Origin of the sequence: Pseudomonas sp. GGS8 (assembly GCF_024168645.1) — a bacterium.
Classification (GTDB): Bacteria; Pseudomonadota; Gammaproteobacteria; order Pseudomonadales; family Pseudomonadaceae; genus Aquipseudomonas.
Genome location: NZ_JALJWF010000001.1, coordinates 3,218,556 through 3,237,754, shown reverse-complemented (window position 1 = coordinate 3,237,754; position 19,199 = coordinate 3,218,556). Strand labels below are relative to the sequence as shown.

Annotated in this window: 24 protein-coding genes; all 24 read right to left on the bottom strand. The window is 60.7% G+C overall.

Annotated features, from left to right (window positions below; translation table 11 throughout):
- Positions 1-70: 70 nt before the first annotated feature.
- The 24 genes from J3D54_RS14595 to J3D54_RS14480 all read right to left on the bottom strand — a co-directional run bounded on the left by J3D54_RS14595 (position 71) and on the right by J3D54_RS14480 (position 19,128).
- Positions 71-571, bottom strand: a complete 501-nt coding sequence (locus tag J3D54_RS14595) for a CinA family protein (protein WP_253419315.1) — start codon at positions 569-571, stop codon at positions 71-73.
- An 80-nt stretch (positions 572-651) separates the two neighbouring features.
- Positions 652-1,170, bottom strand: coding sequence for a lysis system i-spanin subunit Rz (locus J3D54_RS14590; protein WP_253419312.1), 519 nt, complete (start codon positions 1,168-1,170; stop codon positions 652-654).
- Complete coding sequence (locus tag J3D54_RS14585; protein WP_253419309.1) at positions 1,152-1,715, bottom strand: glycoside hydrolase family 19 protein; 564 nt, start codon at positions 1,713-1,715, stop codon at positions 1,152-1,154. The genes J3D54_RS14590 and J3D54_RS14585 overlap by 19 nt, the downstream gene beginning before the upstream one ends.
- Positions 1,716-1,764: 49 nt before the next feature.
- Positions 1,765-2,913 carry a tail fiber protein gene (locus J3D54_RS14580; RefSeq protein WP_253419306.1) on the bottom strand — a complete coding sequence of 383 codons (1,149 nt, stop codon included), beginning with the start codon at positions 2,911-2,913 and terminating at the stop codon, positions 1,765-1,767.
- An 11-nt stretch (positions 2,914-2,924) separates the two neighbouring features.
- Positions 2,925-3,524: a YmfQ family protein gene (locus tag J3D54_RS14575; RefSeq protein WP_253419303.1), complete on the bottom strand. Its 600-nt coding sequence runs from the start codon at positions 3,522-3,524 to the stop codon at positions 2,925-2,927.
- Complete coding sequence (locus tag J3D54_RS14570) at positions 3,512-4,555, bottom strand: baseplate J/gp47 family protein (protein WP_253419300.1); 1,044 nt, start codon at positions 4,553-4,555, stop codon at positions 3,512-3,514. The genes J3D54_RS14575 and J3D54_RS14570 overlap by 13 nt, the downstream gene beginning before the upstream one ends.
- Entirely contained in the window at positions 4,545-4,943 is a 399-nt protein-coding gene (locus J3D54_RS14565; RefSeq protein ID WP_003222234.1) for a phage GP46 family protein, read from the bottom strand. The genes J3D54_RS14570 and J3D54_RS14565 overlap by 11 nt, the downstream gene beginning before the upstream one ends.
- Positions 4,943-5,452 (bottom strand): phage baseplate assembly protein V, encoded by a 510-nt coding sequence (locus J3D54_RS14560; protein ID WP_253419297.1) that lies wholly within the window; start codon positions 5,450-5,452, stop codon positions 4,943-4,945. Before J3D54_RS14560 ends, J3D54_RS14565 begins: the two co-directional genes overlap by 1 nt.
- 135 nt (positions 5,453-5,587) lie before the next feature.
- Complete coding sequence (locus J3D54_RS14555) at positions 5,588-6,631, bottom strand: phage baseplate assembly protein (RefSeq protein ID WP_253419293.1); 1,044 nt, start codon at positions 6,629-6,631, stop codon at positions 5,588-5,590.
- 3 nt (positions 6,632-6,634) lie between these two features.
- The gene (locus tag J3D54_RS14550) at positions 6,635-7,870 is read right to left on the bottom strand and encodes a DNA circularization protein (RefSeq protein ID WP_253419288.1); all 1,236 of its coding nucleotides are present in this window, start codon (positions 7,868-7,870) and stop codon (positions 6,635-6,637) included.
- Positions 7,867-9,357, bottom strand: coding sequence for a phage tail protein (locus J3D54_RS14545; RefSeq protein WP_253419285.1), 1,491 nt, complete (start codon positions 9,355-9,357; stop codon positions 7,867-7,869). Before J3D54_RS14545 ends, J3D54_RS14550 begins: the two co-directional genes overlap by 4 nt.
- A 130-nt stretch (positions 9,358-9,487) precedes the next feature.
- Complete coding sequence (locus J3D54_RS14540) at positions 9,488-9,784, bottom strand: phage tail assembly protein (RefSeq protein ID WP_105340306.1); 297 nt, start codon at positions 9,782-9,784, stop codon at positions 9,488-9,490.
- Positions 9,781-10,128 (bottom strand): phage tail tube protein, encoded by a 348-nt coding sequence (locus tag J3D54_RS14535; RefSeq protein WP_018926973.1) that lies wholly within the window; start codon positions 10,126-10,128, stop codon positions 9,781-9,783. Before J3D54_RS14535 ends, J3D54_RS14540 begins: the two co-directional genes overlap by 4 nt.
- 67 nt (positions 10,129-10,195) lie before the next feature.
- The gene (locus tag J3D54_RS14530) at positions 10,196-11,692 is read right to left on the bottom strand and encodes a phage tail sheath subtilisin-like domain-containing protein (RefSeq protein ID WP_253419282.1); all 1,497 of its coding nucleotides are present in this window, start codon (positions 11,690-11,692) and stop codon (positions 10,196-10,198) included.
- Positions 11,692-11,874: a DUF2635 domain-containing protein gene (locus J3D54_RS14525; RefSeq protein WP_253419279.1), complete on the bottom strand. Its 183-nt coding sequence runs from the start codon at positions 11,872-11,874 to the stop codon at positions 11,692-11,694. The genes J3D54_RS14530 and J3D54_RS14525 overlap by 1 nt, the downstream gene beginning before the upstream one ends.
- Positions 11,871-12,455: a hypothetical protein gene (locus tag J3D54_RS14520; protein WP_253419276.1), complete on the bottom strand. Its 585-nt coding sequence runs from the start codon at positions 12,453-12,455 to the stop codon at positions 11,871-11,873. The genes J3D54_RS14525 and J3D54_RS14520 overlap by 4 nt, the downstream gene beginning before the upstream one ends.
- A 137-nt stretch (positions 12,456-12,592) precedes the next feature.
- Entirely contained in the window at positions 12,593-13,609 is a 1,017-nt protein-coding gene (locus tag J3D54_RS14515) for a contractile injection system protein, VgrG/Pvc8 family (protein WP_253419272.1), read from the bottom strand.
- Between the two features lie 9 nt (positions 13,610-13,618).
- Positions 13,619-13,831, bottom strand: coding sequence for a tail protein X (locus J3D54_RS14510; protein WP_253419270.1), 213 nt, complete (start codon positions 13,829-13,831; stop codon positions 13,619-13,621).
- Positions 13,824-14,207 (bottom strand): phage tail protein, encoded by a 384-nt coding sequence (locus tag J3D54_RS14505; RefSeq protein ID WP_253419267.1) that lies wholly within the window; start codon positions 14,205-14,207, stop codon positions 13,824-13,826. The genes J3D54_RS14510 and J3D54_RS14505 overlap by 8 nt, the downstream gene beginning before the upstream one ends.
- A complete protein-coding gene (locus J3D54_RS14500) occupies positions 14,207-16,339 on the bottom strand; it encodes a phage tail tape measure protein (protein WP_253419264.1) in 2,133 nt (710 codons plus the stop codon). The genes J3D54_RS14505 and J3D54_RS14500 overlap by 1 nt, the downstream gene beginning before the upstream one ends.
- A 128-nt stretch (positions 16,340-16,467) precedes the next feature.
- Positions 16,468-17,049: a phage tail assembly protein gene (locus tag J3D54_RS14495; RefSeq protein WP_253419261.1), complete on the bottom strand. Its 582-nt coding sequence runs from the start codon at positions 17,047-17,049 to the stop codon at positions 16,468-16,470.
- A 194-nt stretch (positions 17,050-17,243) separates the two neighbouring features.
- Positions 17,244-17,750, bottom strand: coding sequence for a phage major tail tube protein (locus J3D54_RS14490; protein ID WP_253419256.1), 507 nt, complete (start codon positions 17,748-17,750; stop codon positions 17,244-17,246).
- Complete coding sequence (locus J3D54_RS14485) at positions 17,750-18,916, bottom strand: phage tail protein (protein ID WP_253419253.1); 1,167 nt, start codon at positions 18,914-18,916, stop codon at positions 17,750-17,752. Before J3D54_RS14485 ends, J3D54_RS14490 begins: the two co-directional genes overlap by 1 nt.
- Before the next feature lie 2 nt (positions 18,917-18,918).
- Positions 18,919-19,128, bottom strand: coding sequence for a hypothetical protein (locus tag J3D54_RS14480; RefSeq protein ID WP_253419250.1), 210 nt, complete (start codon positions 19,126-19,128; stop codon positions 18,919-18,921).
- Between the last annotated feature and the right edge of the window lie 71 nt (positions 19,129-19,199).

Here is a 19,199-nt window from a genome sequence, read left to right as displayed (position 1 = left end):
TAATCAATAAGGCCTGACGGCCAACACCTGTATAAGTAGCCAGTATTATTCCACAGCGTTTCAGGATCGCCTACCCCTGATTTGAGATTTCTCCAGCGGTATGCCGCAGCAGCCCCTCTAGCGCGGCCTTCACCGTTTGTCGGCGGACCTCGTCACGGCTACCGGCAAAGTGCTGGACCTCGCTGAACACCTGCTCACCGACGCCCCAGGCCAGCCACACCGTCCCCACGGGCTTGTTCGGCGAGCCGCCATCCGGCCCCGCCACACCGCTGACCGCCACGGCAAAACGCGCCCGGCTTTTTTCCTGCGCGCCTCGGACCATGGCCTCGACCACCTCGCGACTGACCGCCCCGGCGGTTGAAAACAATTCGGCCGGGACATTCAATTGCTGGGTTTTCTGACGGTTTGAGTAGGTGACATAACCGGCCTCGAACCACGCCGAGCTTCCCGGAATGCGGGTGATCGCCTCGCTGATCCCACCGCCTGTGCAGGACTCGGCGGCAGTGACGTGGGCATTGAGAAGCTGCAAGCGTCTGCCGAGTAGATCGGCCAGATGAGTGATCTCTTTCACGGCTCTCTCCTGATCGAGCGGAATGAGGCCTACCGTACACGAGCGAATCGCACTTGCAAGGTTCAGGACCGATCAAAATGTTAGCGAGCGAGAGCCCTGACATAGGCTTGACAGGCCTGCAAGGCAATCAATCCGCTGTCACCGGCGTCGGTGATGGCGATAATTCGTTGAGCATGCGCCGGGTCAAGTCGGGCTCGCGCGGCGCCATGATCCACGCCGCCGGTGCCGGAGGCGGCTGGCACTGCACAGGTTGAGGCAGCGTCATGGGCATCGAGGAGGACTGACAGGCGCACATCAGCAGTGGCAAGACGATCGCGCAGGCGACCTTGATCACGTTCGGCATCGCTAAGCGCTCGATAATGGGTTTGTTCACTGGCCGAAAGTCGCTGCTCCAGGGCCAGACGCTTGTTTTGTTCGGCCTGTTGCTCGGTGGCGGTCGCCAGAGTCAGTTGATTAAGGCTCTCGGCGTGCACCCTGGCCTGTTCCGCCAGTTGCCGGCCGTAGCGCCAATCCTGAAACTGCCAGGCCAGCGCCGCCGAGCAACCGGCCAGCACCAGCAGACCGATCAGTCGCCAGCCGATCAGACCGAAGACTGGCATAGCACCGCCCTCGCCCGCGCCCAGAGCTCCAGACGATCCTGCAACCCGTTCAGCCCACCGTTGATACGGCGGGTGATGCTGTTGAACTGGTCGCGATCGGCCAATTCATTCAGGCCATTCTGCTCCCAGAACCATGCCGCTGATTCGGCCGCCCATTGGGGCTGCTCTAACAGTTCAGGCAGAGACAGCAGACGTTCATCGCCAAACAGGCCGAGACTGCATTGCCGGTAGTTGTTGCGCCCGGTGATCTGGATCAGACCTCGGCCACGGTATTGTTGACCGTCGCCGTCGGGTTCTGGAGTGTTGCCCAAACGGGCGGCCAGCGTGCCGGTGTCGTATTTGCTCAGGTATTGAGTGCTACCCAGTTCACGTACGTACTGCAATTGCCCCGATTCATGACCGACTTGCGCAAGGAAGGCGGCGACGCGCTTGGGGGTGTTGATGTTGTGGTGAGACATGGCGGTGTTGAGGGCAGAAATGAAAACGCCCGCTTGGGAGCGGGCGTTGGGGAAGATGTTGCGCAACTGTTGATCGGTGAAGCGCATCACTCGCTCCTGTGGTTAATGGATGAAACTCGCAAAATCGATGCGGTGATCAGTACTTGATCACATACAACAATGCGACGTTTCGAGGACGCGATTCATTACCGCCGACCGCTGCCACGGTAACGGTGTGGGCATGATCGCCAACGGCAGCTACTGCGACAGCATGGACGTGATCCCCCACCGCGTTGATCGCCAGACCGTGGGCATGGTTGCCCGCGGCTGCGGTCACCGCAGCGTAATCGCCCGGCCCGCTGCCCGTACCCTGGCGGCCGTAAGATGTGTTGTTACCGTTGGCTAGAACGCCGTGCTGGTGATCCCCGGCGTTATTTGTAGTACCGGAATGGGTGTGGGTGCCTGCCCCCCCTGTCGAGGCTCCGTGGGTATGGGTACCCGCAGCCGCTGTCGTTGCCGTGTGAGTGTGCGAGGCGTTTTGCCCACCTTGCGCGCTACCCAATTCCCGCGCGGAATCGATTCCACGACTATCATCCCAGCCACGGACGAATTCGCCGCGCAGATCCGGCAGGGCAAAGGTTGTATTGCCATTACCAGCACCGAAGCGCGTGCCAATCGCCGCAAACAGCGCTGCATATTGTGTACGAGAGACAATATCACCGTTGCACTTGAGCCAGCCTTTGGGCGGCTCTGCTGTAGCTACGGTTTTGATGTCACCGATGTCACTGCCGGTCTGCTTGATCATCCCCGTGCTAGCGACCATCACCCACGCCCCCTCGGCAATCGAGCTGTTCCACTGAACCCAGACATCGCCACCCGCGGTAATTTCTCCGTCCTGAACAGCGTTATGGTCAACACCTACGATAGGCTTGGCCGCCATCCCGTTCGGGGCGAAGGTACTGGCACCGGTGTTGGCATGGACTGCTTTAAAACGCAGCACCAGCCCATCGACCAGTTCGAGGAGCACAGGCTTGTAGTTGGCACTGTAAGCGTTGGCCGTGCCGGTATCCAATGCGTAATCAACCAACCCTGCCTGATTGATCTTGCGTACAGCCAACAGCAGTTGTCCAAAATCGACTTCGTCAGGAGCCACCCCTGCCCCCTTGATGACACCCAACAACTCTTCCGTAACAGCATTACCCCAAGCGGCCGGGATCAACGACCCTGGCATGCCGGTCAGCGGGTTTTCATCGATAAACTTACCGTTGACCAGTCCGACGCTGGCCACGCTCTTTGGATAATCCATTTCTCTACTCCTTAGTCATAATTGATATGCACCTGCGTATGAGCCGGTGCACTGCGGTGGATAAGGCATTCCAAGGCAGAGCCTGGATTCATGCCAAAGCGTTCGCCCCAATAACTGGCGCCAAAGCGGCGCCCCAGTGAGAGGCGTCCGCCAGTGTTGAGGGTCCACATGAACTGCACCTGCCAAGTGCCGAAATGCGCCTGACCAAACCGTGAACAGCCCATACGTGGAGCCCGGTGCTCGGTTACGGTGGCGTTTGGGTAACCCTGGCTCTTGGCGATTTCGACGTAGTAACCGACGGCCTGACTGCCGACCGCGAGCAGGCGGCGGCGAACCGCGAGACGGCGGTCGTCGAACAACGGCGTGGCGCCCAGGCATGGGTCGGGCAGGTTCATCACCCGCTCCCAGTCCGGCACTAATTCGCTGACACCGGCCGGGTCCATTTCGTTGAGCAAGTCGGCGGCGCGGGCGTCGAGGCGGGCCAATTCCTGGGCAACGCCTTCGAGCACTTCTTCGAGCTCTGGAACCCGCTCTGGGTCCCAGGCCGGGCCGCCGGGTAGCAGGCTGCGCAGTTGCGCGTGGTATTGCGCGGCGGTTCTTATGCCCCCCATATGCAACCTCCAAAGGTCAGCAACTGGTTAACGTCAGCGTCGACATTGACTGTGGGCGAGGTCAGTGTGTGGTCGCTTTCACCGGTGGCACTGCTGATGGCTTCGCGGATGTGGCTGATCAGCAAGGTGTCGCCCAAGCCGGCTTCTCGGTTGTGTAAATCACGCAGTTGCGCTTCGACGGCAGCCCGCACAGCGGTGGTGTCGGGGGTGAGCGTCAGTCTGTACGTAACCGGCACTTGTATCGGTGGCAACACGTACAGTTCAGCCGTGACCGGTCGCAGCGGTTCGATGTAAGCCTGAACTTCGGCCAGTTGTGCCGCGTCCGGGATTGGTTGCGGATCGTCGTCACGCATGACGTAGAGGCTGACGGTTCCCGGCCCCAAGAGTCCGCCGCGACACCACGCGCGAGTCACACCGGGGCATTCCAGTGCCCAGGTTTCGTAGTCTTGCGCCGAGCCGCCATGGGGAATGATGCGGTAGGACCTGATGACCCTGGAGCGCAGGGATTCCAGGCTTTCCCGTGCGATGCCGCCAATCAATCCCGGCGCCAGCACCGTGAAACTGTTGCCGGCAATGCCCTGGATTGGCTGCACCGGAATCAACGTCATGCCCGCCTCGGCATTGCCCAGACTGCCGGCTTCGAGCGCGGCGATGGTGGTGCTGTTGAGGCCATTGCGGATGGTGCGTGCGGCGGTCACTTTGTAGGTGCGACCGTCGCTCGATTGCAGCAGGGTGTCGACGTCCAGCACGGCACCGGCGCTGGCGGTAAAGCTGACGCTGCCGCTGGCCGCTTGTGCGGACTTGCGCGGCTGGTTCAGACGCAGTGCGGCGATCCGTTCCAGGGTCGATTCATCGGCCTTGTCCGGGAGGATCTGCTCGGCGATCCAATCCAGATAGCCATACAGGCCATAGGCGGCGCCACCGAGGGTGCGGGCCAGCACTTGTGCATCGGACTGGCGCAGCGAATCGCTGGCCAGGTCGCTTTGGGTGCGCTTGATCAGCACCGGCAGCGAAGGGGTTTCAAACGGCATAGATCACCTGCCAACTGTTATCAGGGTTGATGTCCAGGCGTTCGCCGTCGGCCAGGGTCAGGACCGTGCGCAGGTTCAGGCGCTGGGCGTCGAGGCGTTCGCTGATGATGTCGATGGCGCTGCAATGGCCGTCATCGATCAGCCATTGGAGGGCTTCGCGGGCGTAGAACTCGGCGTCCATCTGGGTCTGGCGGGTCAGCTTGACCCGGCGCAACAGCCACAACCGCGAACCGATGCGGTCGTCGGCCACCGTAGGAAAGCTGTCGCCCCACCAGCCGAAACGCTCTTCGTCGTCGAGGGCATCGTCATCGGCGGCACGGCGCCAGGTGAACAGGCTGATCAACACTGCACGAGTCAGTGCGGCGTGGAGGTTCTGGCTGATCAACATCACTGCCCTCCCGCCGGTGCGCCGGTCTGGCCGTTGCCTGCTTGAACGCCGACATGCACGTGTTTGATCTGGCTGATGCCGCCAGCAATCTGATCGCCGGTGGAGACGATTTTTCCGGTCTGATTGATCACGGGGGTGTCGATGTTCACCGCGCTGCTGGCGCGGATGTTCAGGGTGGCGGTTTCGATGTCGATGATCCGTCCGCGCTTGAAGTGGATCTTGTCGCCTTCGTCGGTGTAGATCGCCACTTCGCCAGGGGCCAGAGACTGGAGGCGATAACGACGGTCGGCGACCACTAGCACGATGGCGTGGGAGCGATCACCGCCCAGAAACGTGGCGACACCTTCGGCACCGGCCAGTGGGTTGCTGGTGAAACCGTAGGGTTCGAAGTGCTCCATGTCGTCGTTCACTTCGCCGGCGGTGAGGCGCATTTGCAGCGATTGAAGCTTGGTGGCCGAGTTGGCGAGCACGACAGTGCCGCGCGCCAGGAGGCGTGTCAGTAGGCTCATTGGATTTTCCTTGAAGGCGACCGCAACTCTTGTGGGAGCTGGCTTGCCTGCGAAAGCGGCGGATCAGTCACCTTGATGTTGAATGTGCCGCAGCCATCGCGGGCAAGCCCGCTCCCACAGGGTCGGGCGCCAGGTTCAGGCCTTTTTGGGAGGCTCGGGATTGGCGTCGAAGGTATGTGGCGGTGCGACTTGCAGGGTGGTGATCGAACCTTGCGCCGACAGCGAGTAGGTCACTTTGGAAATCAGCATGTCGTCATCGAACCCCAGCACCGGATCCTTGACCCGCACCAACGTGTTATGACGCCACAGATCGCCGTTCGATTGCCGCCAACCCTGCACCTGATAGGTGGTGGTTTTGGCCTTGCCGACGCGGGTGGCGCTTTCCCAGTTGGCCCGTTGCAAGGCGAGATCGGGATTGATCTGCATGCCTTCGTTGATCACCGTGACCCGCCGACGCTTGTAGCTCAGGTCGGCGGACACCGATTCGACCTCGCTGACCGCCGCCCCGCTCTTCTTGTCCGTGCCCTTGTGCTGACCGATGACCCGGTATTCGGAGAACACCTGGCTGTAATCCATCGGCGCATTGGCCGACAGAATATTTTTGCCCAATTCCAACGCATCACTGGCCCGGCCACCACTGCCAGGCCGGGCCAGCACCAGCCGGCCCTGGGCATCATCGGTAGAAAACACCCGGAAAAGCGTCAGCAAGCGATCGATGGATTGAAACACCGTTTCCCCCGGCACGATGGTGTGACTGCTGAGCCGGGAGGTCTCGGGAATTTCGCTGACCACAAAGACCTTGTAGGTGATCGCCAGCGCTTCGACGATGCTCAACAGCGATTGCTCATGCCATTGGTTCGGGCGGTTGGTCGCGGCGCAATCCACCAAGTCCTGGGTGCAGGAACTGCCTTCGATGTTCAGGCTGATCTGCCGCCCGTCATAACTGATCGGCGCCTTGAATACATACCCGGTCAGCACCAGGTCCTGGCCGATGCGCACTTCACAGGCGTCACCGGGCTGGATCCGCTTGTCCACGGTCTGCCCCGGCCATTGCCAGGTGATGTTGAGTTTAAAGGTGCGGAACTGACGCTCCAGATCCGCGGTGATTTCCACGCTTTTCCAGCCACCGTATTCCAGGCCGCCGACCGTCAATGTGACGCGGTTATCCATCTCGTTCATGGTTCACTTCCCGGACACTTTCACATCGTTCGGCGCAAACCCCGGATGGGCAATCCCGTTGCGCTGAATCACTTCGGTGACCCGCGTTGCATCGGCAAATTGCTTGTACGCCACGACCAGCGCCGGAAGGCTTTCCTGAAACGACTTGCTGACCTGCCGTACGCCCGACGAAGCCACTGCCTTGAGATGCGCAAGCAGCGCCTGTTTCACATCGTCGATGGCTTGATAATGCGCGGGACCGGCCTTGTCCAGCATCGGGTTGGTCGCCTCGACCAGCGCCTTTTGCAGCGCTTTCAAATCGTCGGTGACCGGTACTTCCTGCCGGGTGACCGGCAGGTTCGCCTGCTGCTCCAGCGATGGCGTCGATGACAGTTTCACCGGTGTCGACGCGACCGGCATCGAGGCGACCCATTGCGCCACTTTGACCAGCAGCGTGTCCTGCACCAGATCGGCCATGGCTTGCGCCGCGGCCGTGGTGTCCTTGCCGGTGGTGAGCTTCGGCGCATCGGCCTTGCGGATGGCTTCGAGCTGTTGGGACACGTCGGCAATCACGCCACGATAACCCTCCTTCGCGAAGTCCTTGAGCGATTTGATATCGCCGAGCAATCCTTTGAATTCCGCCGCCACTTCCTTGGGCAATTCCTTGACCGCCTTGACCAGCTCGGTGATCTGTCGGTACTGCTCGATCAACGGTTTGAGTTGTTCCTGGATCACTTCATAGACCCCGGTCAGGCTGTTGCGCAGATTGGCGATACCGATCCGCGCGGCCTTGATCAGGGTCATGGCCTGTTCGAAACGCGCCACCGCCGAACCCAGCAGGGTGTCGGCCTTGGCCAGCAGCACCTTCTGCGTGCTGACCGTAGCCGTCGGAAACGGCAGCGGTTCATCGGGGTAAAACTTCAGCGAAAACGTCACCAGCCCGCCGTCCTGGCGGGTGTGGGTCATGTCGCATTCGCCGACCTTGACTTGTAGCCGCCCCAGCCATGGATGGACCAGTTCACCACTGCCCTGCTCCAGTGCCTTGAGCAGCTTGTCGCGCTGCTCCAGGCAATCGGGGCCGACGATGAACGCCGTCAGATCGTGGATCTTCGCCTGCTGGCCAAGGCCCTCGAAAAACGGCAGGTCCCGCTGCGGATACTCATGCAACTGGCCTTTTTTACCGACCGGGGTTTTCGCCTGATCGACCCAGAAACCGACACCCCGAAAGGACGCCGGCAACAAACGGTCACGCCAACTCATTGGAGGCCTCCCAGGGACAGTGAGCGGTAGCCGATGCGCGAGTTGAGCGCCAGCCCCGGTTGATTGGTTTGCGGTTGATCGGTGCGCAACCCGGCCGGCGCGTTTTCGAAGCGCACGGTCAGGCCGCCTTCGAGTTGCGTGCGGTTGTTGGCGGCGCTTTGCTGGATCAGGGTGCTGGAGTTTTGGGTCAGAGAACCGGACTGCATCGACGACTTGAGCGGCAAACTGCCGGGAGTCGCCAGCGCGTTGGAGGGCGGCTCGGAAGCGGCATTGATGAACGCCACCGCCGGCGCAAACTCACCCTTGCCTTCAGCATTGGTTTTCTGTTGCACCTCGGTGAAGCTTTCGACCTTGCCAGTAATTTTGGCGATAAAACCACCAAAGCTACCGCCCAGCATCTCCTGGATGGGCGCCAGAATGGCCCGGAGCTTTTCCGTTTTTTCACTGAAAAACTGAACCACAGATGCCCATGTTTCGCTCAGTGCGTCCAAGGGCGACCAAGTGAACAGGCCGCTGAGGTAAGAAAAGAACGCCTGCGCTCCAAGCTTGATTGACTCCCAGTAGCCCGAGAACATGGCAGGCACCTGATCCCAAGCCGCGGCAATGGCGTCCAGCGGCACCCAGTCGAACAGGCTGCGCAGTTTCTCCTTCACCGGCACGGTCAGCGCCACGAGCAGATCCCAGATCGCCGCAAACAAACCGACAACGGCCCCCCAGTTGTTCAAGATCATTCCGTAGGGCGTCCAGGCAAACCACGCCTTGAGGAAGTCGAATCCTGCACTCACGACTGCTTTGACTTGATCAAAAATTGCCGAGAAAACGCCGCTGATCGGCGCCCAATATCCGACAATCTTTTGCCAGAGCCCGGCGAAAAACGTCGAAATCGGCTCCCAGTTGGCAATGATCACACCGGCCGCCATGGCAATGCCCATGGCAATCAGCATGATGGGATTGGTCTTGAGCACCATGCTCATCAGATCAAACACTTGCGTCGCGCCAGTCACAGCCGTTTGCATTGCCGAAAATGCGATGGCACCGGCCGCCAACCCCTCGACCAATTTCGGGTTGTCATCGAGCAGGCTGCCAAATCCAACCAACAAAGGTTGAAGACCTGCCGTTACGGTCGCAACAGCAGGCTGCAAGGCCGTGTTGGCCGCGATCGATACCTGCTCCATCGAGCGACTGAACACATTCATGTTTTGCGTAGCGCTCACTGGCGCTTTCGGCAAATCAACACCTTCGGCCGATTCACTGACTTCGGCCAATTTGCCCTTGAACGCGTCGGACACCTTGATTGCATCCACGAACGGCGTGATCACGCTACCGCCCTTAAACAGACCGCTGATGTCCAGTTTGCCGAGGCCGGTCTGCTCCAGGTTTTTCTTGAAACTCTCGACTTTTGCCCGAAGGGCACCGAGCTTGGGCGACAGTTCATCGATGCCCGTGAGCAGCACCGATGTTTTCTCTTTGGTTTGTGTGTCTGCCATCACTGCACCTGCTGCATCGCATTGATCCGTTGCGCGTGCTCCAGCGATTCGCGGAGCACATCCAGTGGCCTGGCCATCATCTGTTCGGGGTCAACCTTCCAGAACCAGGCCAGGTCATAGGCGACTGCGATCAGGTCGGTGATGGCGCCGACGCCGCACTCATGAAAAAACTCGCGACCGCCCAACTCAGCGTATTGAGGTCAGCCAGATCCAGCTGGTTGACCGACGACGGCGGGATGCCGGCGCACACGGCGATGTATTTGGCCGCGACGTCCATGTCGAGGCTGACCTCTTCGCTCTTGTCGATCTTGTACGGCAACGCCTTGATCGCCCGCACTTCCTGCACCGTCGGACGGCGCAGGTTGAGCTCGGTCAAGGGCTCGCCGTGGGCTTCGATCGCAACTTGAAGCTTCACGGCGTTGCTCATTGCCAGGTCCCCTTGATGCCTTCGAATTTCAGTTCGATGGTGGCGTCATCGCCTTTGGATACCGGCTCTTCCACCAGATAGGCGCCGGCCAGTACGTAGACTTTACCGTTGCTGAATTCGCAGGTGACGGTCATGTCGGAGCCTGCGATCAGTTGCTTGAGCGGGAAGTCCGCGGTGTGCAGCGCCGTCACTTTGAACGACGGCGCGATGTCGGTTTCCTTGTAGAAGCCCGGCACGACGGTTTCCCGTTTAACGGCCATCAATGGTGCTTCGCAGCCACCGTTGATGGTCAGTTGAGCACCGTCCACTTTGACGTAGCAGGTGCCCGCAATCAGTTGACCCATGGTGTTTCTCCCTTCAAATAAAAAGCCCACGCGCGGTGGGCCGAATTCACACAGTCAGAGGCAGCGATCAGGCTGCGTCGTCGTACTGCAGACGGAACTGGTTGAGCAGCGCGAACACGCGCAGACCGTTGATGTAGTCCGGCGGGAACAGCACGTTGACCCGGCTCGGGTCCTGGGTGTCGCGCTCGACGATCAGGTGTTCGGCGAACAGCTCGGCGTTTTCCACATGGCCTTCCAGTTCGAGCTTGGCGTACTGGGCGATCAGCTCACCGCGAAGGGTGCTCGGGGTAACGATTGGCTGGCCGGCGCCGAAACGGGTGCCGTCGGAGGCCAGTTTGTGGCGACCGTATTTGCTGGTGATCACGCTTTGCAGACGACGCACGATGAACGCCGACTGGTGCATGGTTTCGCTGTCCAGGTAGGAATTGTCTGCCTGGCCGTAGGCGTTCTTCTGATAGGTGGTGATCGAACGCTGAATGCGCACGTAGCCGCCTTCGTAGTACGCGGTGGCGATGCCGTAGTTGAGCAGCGACTGACGCTCGGTCAGGGTGAACCGCTCGCTCGCCGGAGCCGGGTCGAGACCTGGCAGGCTGCCGCTTTGGGTCGGACGGCTGGCATCGGCCGAGATGAACACCGAAGTGCGCGCGGCCAATGCGGCAGCCTGCACCCAGAACGGTTGCGGCACGCCCGGTTCCAGCGCCTGAATGGTCATGTGCTGGTCGTTACGCGCTTGCCCTGCCGCCACCAGCGTACCGACGGTGCCGCGTTTGGCGCTGTAGACGTGACCGAACAATTGCTTGGCCCAGGACCAACGACCGGTGCTGTCATCCATGACCGCTTGCCAGGTGTTGAGGGTCGACAGATCCGACCACGGCATGCAGATGAACTCGAACGGTTCATCGCCCAGCGCCGCCACGGCGGCCACTTGATCCGGCACACCGGCGCCGCCGGTCATGGCGGTGATCGCCGAGGTCAGGCCGGCCGGGGTTTCTTCGCCGTTGCTCTTGCCCAGGCGATTGAATTGCAGGCTGATGTCGTTGCCGCTGTCGCCAGTCCATTTGGCGCTCAGGGTGACCACACCTTCGGCCGCCGCCGCAATGACTGGCAGATCGGCGCTGGCGTTGATTTTCAGTGCCAGGGCGGTGGCCGCTTGCGCCGCGGTGGCGCCGTTGACGATGGCCGCCTGAACGCGAACGCCGCCGACGTACAGGTTGAGCACGCCACTTTGGGTCGCGGCACCGGTCAGGGTCAGCACGCCTTTGGCAATGCTGCCTTCGGTGTTGTGCAGCGGCAGGCACCAGATCTCGCCGATCGGATCGGTCTTGCGCCAGGTTTCGTACATCGAGGCGAGCATCGAGCCCTGGCCGCCAATACTTTTGGCCAGCGCCACGCTGGACACCAACACCAGTTTGCCGGCATCGGCTGGCGCAATGTTGTCGTTGACCTGAGCGACGATCAGGCGGCGCATGGCCGACGACGCGCTATTGGCGGCCGAGTTGTCCATTTCGGCATAGAACAGCGGAACACGAATGTCCGCGGGGATGTTGCTGAATCCGATCGCCATTATTTGGCTCCCTGTGGTTTCGCCGCTTTCACGGCTTTGATAGTGATATCGCCATCGGCCAGACGTCGACGCCACCAGGCGTTGTCCGGCACTTCACGGCCCTCGAAGGGCAACAAATCGCCCGCTTCCGGGTCCGGCACGGCACGGCCCGGGGCCGGCAGCACGGTGATGCGTTTGCTCATGGGGTTACGTCTCCAGAGAAAGTCAGTTCCAGGCGCCCGTCGGGGCCTGGGCGTTGCAGATTGGGGTCCGCCGGATCGATCGCATCGACCCGTACGGTGACCCCGGTAAAGGACGACAAGCCGTCCAGTTCACGCTCGTGCCAGCTCTGCGCCGGTTGCCCCGGCAGATTGCGGCCGAGCTGGAATTCGGCGAAAAAGCGCAGGCGATAGAGCACGCGGCTGCTGTTGATGGAAACCACTTCGCCGCCGTCATAGGCGATGGCGCTGTAGTCGTTGCCGGGCTTGAAACCCACCAGTGCGCGCCATAGTTCGGCGCGTAAATCGTGCAGTTGATCCAGCGCTGCAACGGCGTCCGAGGTGTCGAGCACCAGGGTGATTTCGAAGCGGTCGCGGATCGGTTGCAGCATCAGGTTTTGCGCCACGCTTTTGCTCGCCACATCGGCGATGGGGACGACGTAGGCGCAAGGCGTGGTGAGCGGGGTGTTGGCTTGCAGGGTGGCGAGGTCAATGCCCGCCGCCACACGATTGGCCAGGGTTGGGCATTGCTCACGCAGCTGCGTGAGGATCGGTGTGATCTTCATCGAGGTGCTCCGACATTTGGGGGTGCGATTGAACCTGTGGGAGCGGGCTTGCCCGCGATAGCGGTGGGTCAGGCAACATTGATGTTGAATGTGCTACCGTCTTCGCGGGCAAGCCCGCTCCCACAAGGGGATGTGCGTTATGCCCTAGCGTCCAGGCAGGTCGCGTCAATCTTGCAGCGATAGCTTTTTTCCCGGTCGCCGCTGGCGGTGACCTTGTCGATCGACCAACGACCGCGCATGAAATCCGGCCAGGTAGGGTCCAGCAGCACGATCCCTTCAGCAGACAGTCCCGGATTGCCGGGGCATTCGATCGTCACCTTGAGTGCTTCGCGCATCATCCGGCGGGTCTCGCCTTCGGCGGCGGCCCGGGCATCGTCTGCGCTCTGAAAACGCTGGCGGAGGGTCTTGAATGGCGCGATGCCGCTCTCCTCGACACGCACTTTGCCGGCCGCCGCATCCCACCAGCTGGTCTTGCAGCCCTGGTATTTCGCCCGGGCAGTTTCATCCAGAACGGCGGAGATAAAGGCGTGATCCCCTGGGCGATTGTTCGTCGTCACCGACAGCTTTATGGTCGGCAGAACTTTGCCCGATAACGACTTCGCCTGACCGCGCCGTGCCAGCACATACAGCTCGTTGACCGGTTTGGCGACGGCGTCATGCAAGTAGGCCAGTCGCGTCAGAAAACCCATGTCGGTTTCGTTGGACTGGTCGATGTGCGCGATTTTTATCAGTGACAGGTCCGGGGCCACACGAGGGGAAAACCCATGCCTGGACGTCAACTGACGAAACAGCGCACCCAAGGTCGTCGGACCATGGCTGGCCGATCGGCGCTGTTTGAATCCGGTCTGATCCGCCGCACTGAACGGCGCCGCCGTGGCCACCAGCGTCAGACGCAGAGGGAACAGCGTCGGCGTGCGTCGGGTAATGACGAACTCGCCTTTATCCACCAGCCCCGACTCCAGATAACCGACCCGCAGACCGATTTTCCCGCCCAGGCTGGGCAACCCTTCAAGCCCATCCAGACTGATGAGGAGCGTCAGTTGATCTGACTCGATCCCCGCTGCGTCGATGTGCGTCCAACTGAGCAATCGTTCGTTGAGCAGCGCAGCGTTTGCGCCGTAAATTTCTACCGCAGGCGTGAAACCCAGTGACATGCTGCCTCCTTAATCCCAGGCCGAAACCGGTGTGGGTGCGACGGGTTTCGAATCCACTTCCGGCAGCACAACCCACACGCCCGCCGGCAATATCGGCCCCCATTCGGCAAGCCCCGGATTAAGACGCCAAAGGGCTTCCTCGGTGGCATCGTCACAACGTTCAAGCTCGCGGTAGAGCAACAGATTTACCGAGTCACCGGCGATACTTCGAACCCTACGCATTGGCGAACTCCGTCAACTCGATAATCCAATCGACCACCATCGCGGTGCCGTCATCAAGGATGTTGTTTTGGGTTTCTGTCACCTTGTTGATCTGCCACAGGCCCCAGTTGCGGCCGATGCCGTCAACCAAGGGCAAAGGGATGCGCAGCGCCTGCAAGGCACGCAACTCATCAAGACGATCCATGCCCGTCGCGTACATGGACTTGCCCGTTATCGTCAGCCCTTGCAGGCCTTGGCCGACCTGACTGGATTTGGGTTTGCTGGTGAGGATGTCGATGTTCTTCCAGCCACCGTCCGAGGTGCGCAGCAGGGTGTGGTAAGCGAAGTTTCTGGACAGGCCGAAAATGAAACTGCCGAGTGCCATTTGCTGACGCATCACGTACCTCCGTCAGTCAGGGCCGCATCACTTCGCATGGCGAGTGAGTTGGGCATGGTCATGAGTCCGAATTGGCCGGAAATCTGTTGCACCACCAGGTTCGCCAACTGGCTGGCGCTGGCCTGGTCCTGGCCGTTGATGTAGATGTTCGCGTTAACCGTGTTCTGTTGATTGCTTGTCTGCGCGTTGGTCAGGTCTTTGCTGACTTGATCTGGAGCGGCGAGCTTATCGGCGGGCGCGGCGAGTTTTTCACCCAGCCATTCCCCTCCCCAACTGCCCGCCATCCCCCCCAACAAACCACCGATCACACCACCGACCGCCGTGCCCAGAACAGGCACTACGCTGCCAATCATGGCGCCGGCAGCAGCGCCAGCATAAGTACCGGCGAGCCCGCCACCGGCTGAGCCCAGCGCCCCGCCGACCGCTTTGGTATCACCGGCCTGCAAGCCTTTGACGGCATCGTAACCAGCACTGAGCAGCATCAGCGGCGCGACCCGTCTGGTGACTGCCGAGCCCATTCTGGCGGCACCCAGCAAGCGACTCCCGGTAGACATGCGTGGCAGCCTGGTAGCGCTTTTGGGGATGGCGCTTTTTCCGGCCCTTGCGCCTCGGGGTTGCTTTTTACCCTTACGGCCACGCTCCTTGGCATCAGCTGTCAGATCCCCCGCCTCGGGAATCTGTCGCGCGCCGGCCAGAGCCAGAAGTTTTGTCGCAGCAGCAGTGATCGCGGACGCCATCGCAACCTTGATTTCAGCGCCGCGCGCCAACGCAACGGCTCCCGCGAGCACCAGCAATCCTGCAGTGGCTTTCGGTTGTGCTTCAGCGACCCCGCTCAAGCCATCGGCCAATGCGCCGAGCGACACCATCAAACCATCAGTCAACGGCGCCAGGGCATTGCCGCCCGCCGCGAACATCCGGTTCTTACTCGCATCCAGCGCATTCCAGCGCCCTTGCGAGGTTTCACCCAGCGCCTCGGCGGATTTCGCTACGGAACCGTTGAATTTCGGCAACGTCCCGTCGGATGTCCGCTCGGACACCAGTAAAAAAGCCTTTTGAACGTCTTCCGGTTTTTTCAGCAGTTCAAGAATCGCCGCGTTATCACCGAACAATGTCTTGGTCAGTGACTGCTGTTCTTCTGCAGGTTTTTTCTTCAGTGCTTCAAGCACCAGGTTGATCGTTCCCGGTGCGTCCTTGCGCAGGCCATCAGCCAACATCCCGGGATTAAATGTGCCGTCCAGGTCAGCCCAGGCCTTACGCTGTTGCGGTGAGGCCGCGTCTCCCTTGGCCAAAACCGTGGCGAAACCTTTCAAAGCCTCACCGGCACCGGCCTTGTCCGCGCCGCTGTTCAAGAACGCCGCCGCGAGCGCCGCCATCTGTTCCGGGGTCATTCCCGCGGCGATGCCCGCCTCGCCACTGCGTTGCACGACAGATCCGATGTCTGCCGCTTTGACCTTCAGACCGCTGTTGCCGAGATGGTTGGCTGCATCCGCCAGACTCAGGCTTTGTCCGCGATCCAGCTTCATTGAGGTGCGCCAGCCCAACAGCATCTCGCTGGCAGCCTTGACATCGAGATTGAACGCCGACGCTGTTACCGCGCTATCGCGGGTGAAGTTCAGCAGCTCATCCTGTTTTTTGGCCGGCTCAAGCCCGTCCCCGATACCTGCCTTCGCCGCCGCCAACTCGACCTGGGCCAGTTGAACCGCCGTTGCACCGCTCGGGGCAACCTGCTTGTCAGTGGCCATTTTCAGATTGGCCTCCGACAGTTTCTGCAACTGGACGTTGTCCAGTTTCAGTACCTGGTTGAGCTCAACCATCGCCAACTCGGTCGCCATCGCCGACTTGAGCAAATCCGGCGGCGTGCGCTGATCGACCTCAGCCTTTAACTTGGACTTTGGTTCACTGCTTGCCGCAGGCACCGAAGCATTCGCCTTGAGCAGCGACTGCTGCGACGACAAGGCAATGTTCAGCAACGCCAGCGCTTCGCGAAGCTTTACCTGTTCCGACACCAGCAGACGGATGTCGAGGCTGGCCGTGGTCAGTGCCAGGTTCAGCCCCGACGCTTCAGACGTGCTGCCCAGTTGCGGCAACTCGATGCTCGCCGCACCGGACAGCGAATACTTACTGTCTGCCATCCCGCTCTACTCCTGTTTCACGCCAAGGCGATTAATCGCAATGTCGTAGCGGCGCAAGGCCTTGCCGGCGTCCCACTCCAGAATTTCCGCCTCACTTACCGGGTAAATGAGCGGCACCACATCGAGGATCACCTCGATGTCGCGCTCCGAAAGAAGTCCGCCGGTTTGTTTAAAAAATCGTCGATGCGTACCTGAAGCTGTGTCCAGTCGGGCACGGTCAGCAGGTCCAGATCGGGCAGCATCAGCCCGGTGCAATGGGCGGTGATGAACTCGGCGCGTTCTTTGGCCGTCTTCAGTTTTTTCATCGCCTTGGTGGCGCGCAGCACCGGCATTTCCAGGGTCAGCGAGGTCATGCTGCGGCCGGCCACGTTGAGCGGTTGCAGCAGTTGCACTTGATCGGCGTCTAGCGATTGTTCGCCCTGCGCTTGCTGTTCCAGAAAGTACGAAGCAGGGCGAGTCGACATCTCATGCACGTACTGCGCGATGCTTACGTAGTCCGGGCGTTTGAGCTGGTCGAGTTCCTTGACCGACAACCCCGTGGCCAATTTGGCCAGCTCGAAGAACTGATCGTCCTCATCATCGCCGGCACGGGCCAGGGCCTCTTTCTGCGCGGCGTAGTACAACGGTTTGAGTTGGATCTGCTCGATGTCGGATCCGTCATCACCGGTAATCGGCGACAACAAGGCGTGAACAGGAGGCGTCCAGGACATGAAATGAATTCCTTGGTGGATCATGGGGAGGTGTTGCGCAATGCCGGTCAGTCAAGGTGTGCAACCTGTGGGAGCTGGCTTGCCTGCGATAGCATCACCTCGGTGTACCTGACTCTCCAAGGCGCCTGTATCGCGGGCAAGCCCGCTCCCACATGGACTGCGTTTAACAGACTGGCATTGAGGGTGTTGAGGTGTTACGGCAGCAACACAGCGCGGCGGGCGTCGCCGAGGATGTCGACGCCGTTGAGTACGAACTTCTGGGTGCGCACGTCGATGTCGATCACCGGGATGCCATTCTCCAGACGGTTGTAGGTGCGGCAGGACAGCTCAAGGGTGGTCTTGGGTTTTTCGCCCATTTTCAGCGCGGCTTCCCCAAGGGATTTCAGCTTGCCGCCGACGGTGTGGTAGGTGAACCAGGTGTTGCCGTCCTGATCCTGACCGGCTTCCCGGACGTTCAGCAGAATGTCGTCGCCCAGTTTCACGCCCAGGGCGAGCATGATTTCCGGACCGGCACCTTGCAGGATGAGGGTGGCGCCCAGCACTTTGCCGCTCTTGGCCATTTCCTCGGCGATAAAGCGTCCGCCGGCCATCGGTTCCATGTCGAACTCTATTTTCGGCGGGGTGAACTCTTCCACGGTCGCCGACAACGGCAGGCCTTGCAAGGTGGCCGCGATGGCCTGTCTTACGCGGTTGGTAAACATTAGAGAACGTCCTCCAGGAACTGCTCGATGATTTCATCGCGGGCGTTGAGTTGATAAATCATGTGTTCGTTCGGTGCGTAGCGGCCGTAGTCGATCACCACGTACCAGGTACCGTTTTTGTACTTCTCGACGCTGTTCAACTCAGGGTGCAGGTACACGCTGCCGCCAGGGATGGTTTCGTCGGCGACCAGGGTTTGCAGCCAGTCGTTGATGCGCTTGACCTCCTGATCCATGAACGACTTGGTCAGGTTCTTGGCCATGGCCTTCTGACCGGCCTTCACCAGCTTGCGGCTGATTGCATCTTCAAGACCGACGTAGCTGATGAACTTGCCGGTAACGGAGCGGTTACCCAGCAGCGAGAAGCCGCCGAGGATGGTCCGGGCGTAGTAGCTGATACCGTAGCGGTTGAGCAGATCGCCTTCGGTGGAGGTGTCGAGGATGTTGTATTCCACAACTCGCGAAACGTCTTCGGCATAGGTCACTTGGTTGCCCGGGCTCTCCCATTGCTTGACCTTGGCGAGCGCGGCGATGGCCAGGCTCGACGGCGCCAGGAACACGTTTTTCTTCGCGGCTTTGGAGTACACCGACGGCATGTTGTGCACCAGCAGGCAGCGGTCGAAACCGAGGTCCGCGCCGCCCAGCTCCTGGCTGTAAGTCACTTGATCGGCGACTGCGGCATCCTTGCCGTCGAGTACCACCCGAGCCTTGATGCGCTTGCCGAACGAGGCGAACTCGCTGGCCACCGCTTTGGTGCCGGTGAAACCCGGTGCACCGATGATGGTCAAGTCTTCCGGCACACTGCCAAGTGCGGCCAGACCCAGTTTGCGACCGGTCGACGGCTCGATGCCGCCAATCACGTTGTTCACGGTGTCGGCCGGGGTAGCGCCCTCTTCGACGATGACCACGTAGACCGGCACCTTGACCACTTTCAGGATCTGGAACACCGCGTGAAACAGCGTGCCCGACTCGGTACCGGTCGGGTCCAGCAGTGCCTGGGTGGTGAAGCTGTTGATGCGGAACGGGGCGTTACGCGGGATCAACAGATCCGCTTTCGGCGCGGTGCCGACCAGACCGATGACGTTGTCACCCAGGCCACCCATGGCCTCGGGAGATTCAGTGGCATTGACGGTAATGCCGTTGTGCTCGAAGTTCAAAACCTCAGCCATGGTTATTCAGCCTTCTTGGCAGCGGCCTTTTTGGCCGGGATGGATGTAGAGGCCGACTCGACGGCCTCGGTTTTTTTCAGCTCCAGACGACCAGCGCTGCGCAACGCACTGGCCTCTACGTCAAGCAGGTCGAGTTCTTGGCCGATGCTCGACCAGTGGCCACCTCCAGTGGGGAATGGGAGGAGCACGGTGTAGGTTTGGCGTAGTGCCATTTGGGTTTCTCCAGAAATGAAAAAAGCCCCTTGAGGAAGGGACTTTCAGGTGTTGAGGAAAAGAAAACGCC

What these genes read in the sequence shown, in the direction of transcription:
- J3D54_RS14590 (WP_253419312.1), bottom strand. Translation starts at nt 1,170, where the DNA reads ATGCCAGTCTTCGGTCTGATCGGCTGGCGACTGATCGGTCTGCTGGTG.
- J3D54_RS14585 (WP_253419309.1), bottom strand. Translation starts at nt 1,715, where the DNA reads ATGCGCTTCACCGATCAACAGTTGCGCAACATCTTCCCCAACGCCCGC.
- J3D54_RS14580 (WP_253419306.1), bottom strand. Translation starts at nt 2,913, where the DNA reads ATGGATTATCCAAAGAGCGTGGCCAGCGTCGGACTGGTCAACGGTAAG.
- J3D54_RS14575 (WP_253419303.1), bottom strand. Translation starts at nt 3,524, where the DNA reads ATGGGGGGCATAAGAACCGCCGCGCAATACCACGCGCAACTGCGCAGC.
- J3D54_RS14570 (WP_253419300.1), bottom strand. Translation starts at nt 4,555, where the DNA reads ATGCCGTTTGAAACCCCTTCGCTGCCGGTGCTGATCAAGCGCACCCAA.
- J3D54_RS14565 (WP_003222234.1), bottom strand. Translation starts at nt 4,943, where the DNA reads ATGTTGATCAGCCAGAACCTCCACGCCGCACTGACTCGTGCAGTGTTG.
- J3D54_RS14560 (WP_253419297.1), bottom strand. Translation starts at nt 5,452, where the DNA reads ATGAGCCTACTGACACGCCTCCTGGCGCGCGGCACTGTCGTGCTCGCC.
- J3D54_RS14555 (WP_253419293.1), bottom strand. Translation starts at nt 6,631, where the DNA reads ATGAACGAGATGGATAACCGCGTCACATTGACGGTCGGCGGCCTGGAA.
- J3D54_RS14550 (WP_253419288.1), bottom strand. Translation starts at nt 7,870, where the DNA reads ATGAGTTGGCGTGACCGTTTGTTGCCGGCGTCCTTTCGGGGTGTCGGT.
- J3D54_RS14545 (WP_253419285.1), bottom strand. Translation starts at nt 9,357, where the DNA reads ATGGCAGACACACAAACCAAAGAGAAAACATCGGTGCTGCTCACGGGC.
- J3D54_RS14540 (WP_105340306.1), bottom strand. Translation starts at nt 9,784, where the DNA reads ATGAGCAACGCCGTGAAGCTTCAAGTTGCGATCGAAGCCCACGGCGAG.
- J3D54_RS14535 (WP_018926973.1), bottom strand. Translation starts at nt 10,128, where the DNA reads ATGGGTCAACTGATTGCGGGCACCTGCTACGTCAAAGTGGACGGTGCT.
- J3D54_RS14530 (WP_253419282.1), bottom strand. Translation starts at nt 11,692, where the DNA reads ATGGCGATCGGATTCAGCAACATCCCCGCGGACATTCGTGTTCCGCTG.
- J3D54_RS14525 (WP_253419279.1), bottom strand. Translation starts at nt 11,874, where the DNA reads ATGAGCAAACGCATCACCGTGCTGCCGGCCCCGGGCCGTGCCGTGCCG.
- J3D54_RS14520 (WP_253419276.1), bottom strand. Translation starts at nt 12,455, where the DNA reads ATGAAGATCACACCGATCCTCACGCAGCTGCGTGAGCAATGCCCAACC.
- J3D54_RS14515 (WP_253419272.1), bottom strand. Translation starts at nt 13,609, where the DNA reads ATGTCACTGGGTTTCACGCCTGCGGTAGAAATTTACGGCGCAAACGCT.
- J3D54_RS14510 (WP_253419270.1), bottom strand. Translation starts at nt 13,831, where the DNA reads ATGCGTAGGGTTCGAAGTATCGCCGGTGACTCGGTAAATCTGTTGCTC.
- J3D54_RS14505 (WP_253419267.1), bottom strand. Translation starts at nt 14,207, where the DNA reads ATGCGTCAGCAAATGGCACTCGGCAGTTTCATTTTCGGCCTGTCCAGA.
- J3D54_RS14500 (WP_253419264.1), bottom strand. Translation starts at nt 16,339, where the DNA reads ATGGCAGACAGTAAGTATTCGCTGTCCGGTGCGGCGAGCATCGAGTTG.
- J3D54_RS14495 (WP_253419261.1), bottom strand. Translation starts at nt 17,049, where the DNA reads ATGTCCTGGACGCCTCCTGTTCACGCCTTGTTGTCGCCGATTACCGGT.
- J3D54_RS14490 (WP_253419256.1), bottom strand. Translation starts at nt 17,750, where the DNA reads ATGTTTACCAACCGCGTAAGACAGGCCATCGCGGCCACCTTGCAAGGC.
- J3D54_RS14485 (WP_253419253.1), bottom strand. Translation starts at nt 18,916, where the DNA reads ATGGCTGAGGTTTTGAACTTCGAGCACAACGGCATTACCGTCAATGCC.
- J3D54_RS14480 (WP_253419250.1), bottom strand. Translation starts at nt 19,128, where the DNA reads ATGGCACTACGCCAAACCTACACCGTGCTCCTCCCATTCCCCACTGGA.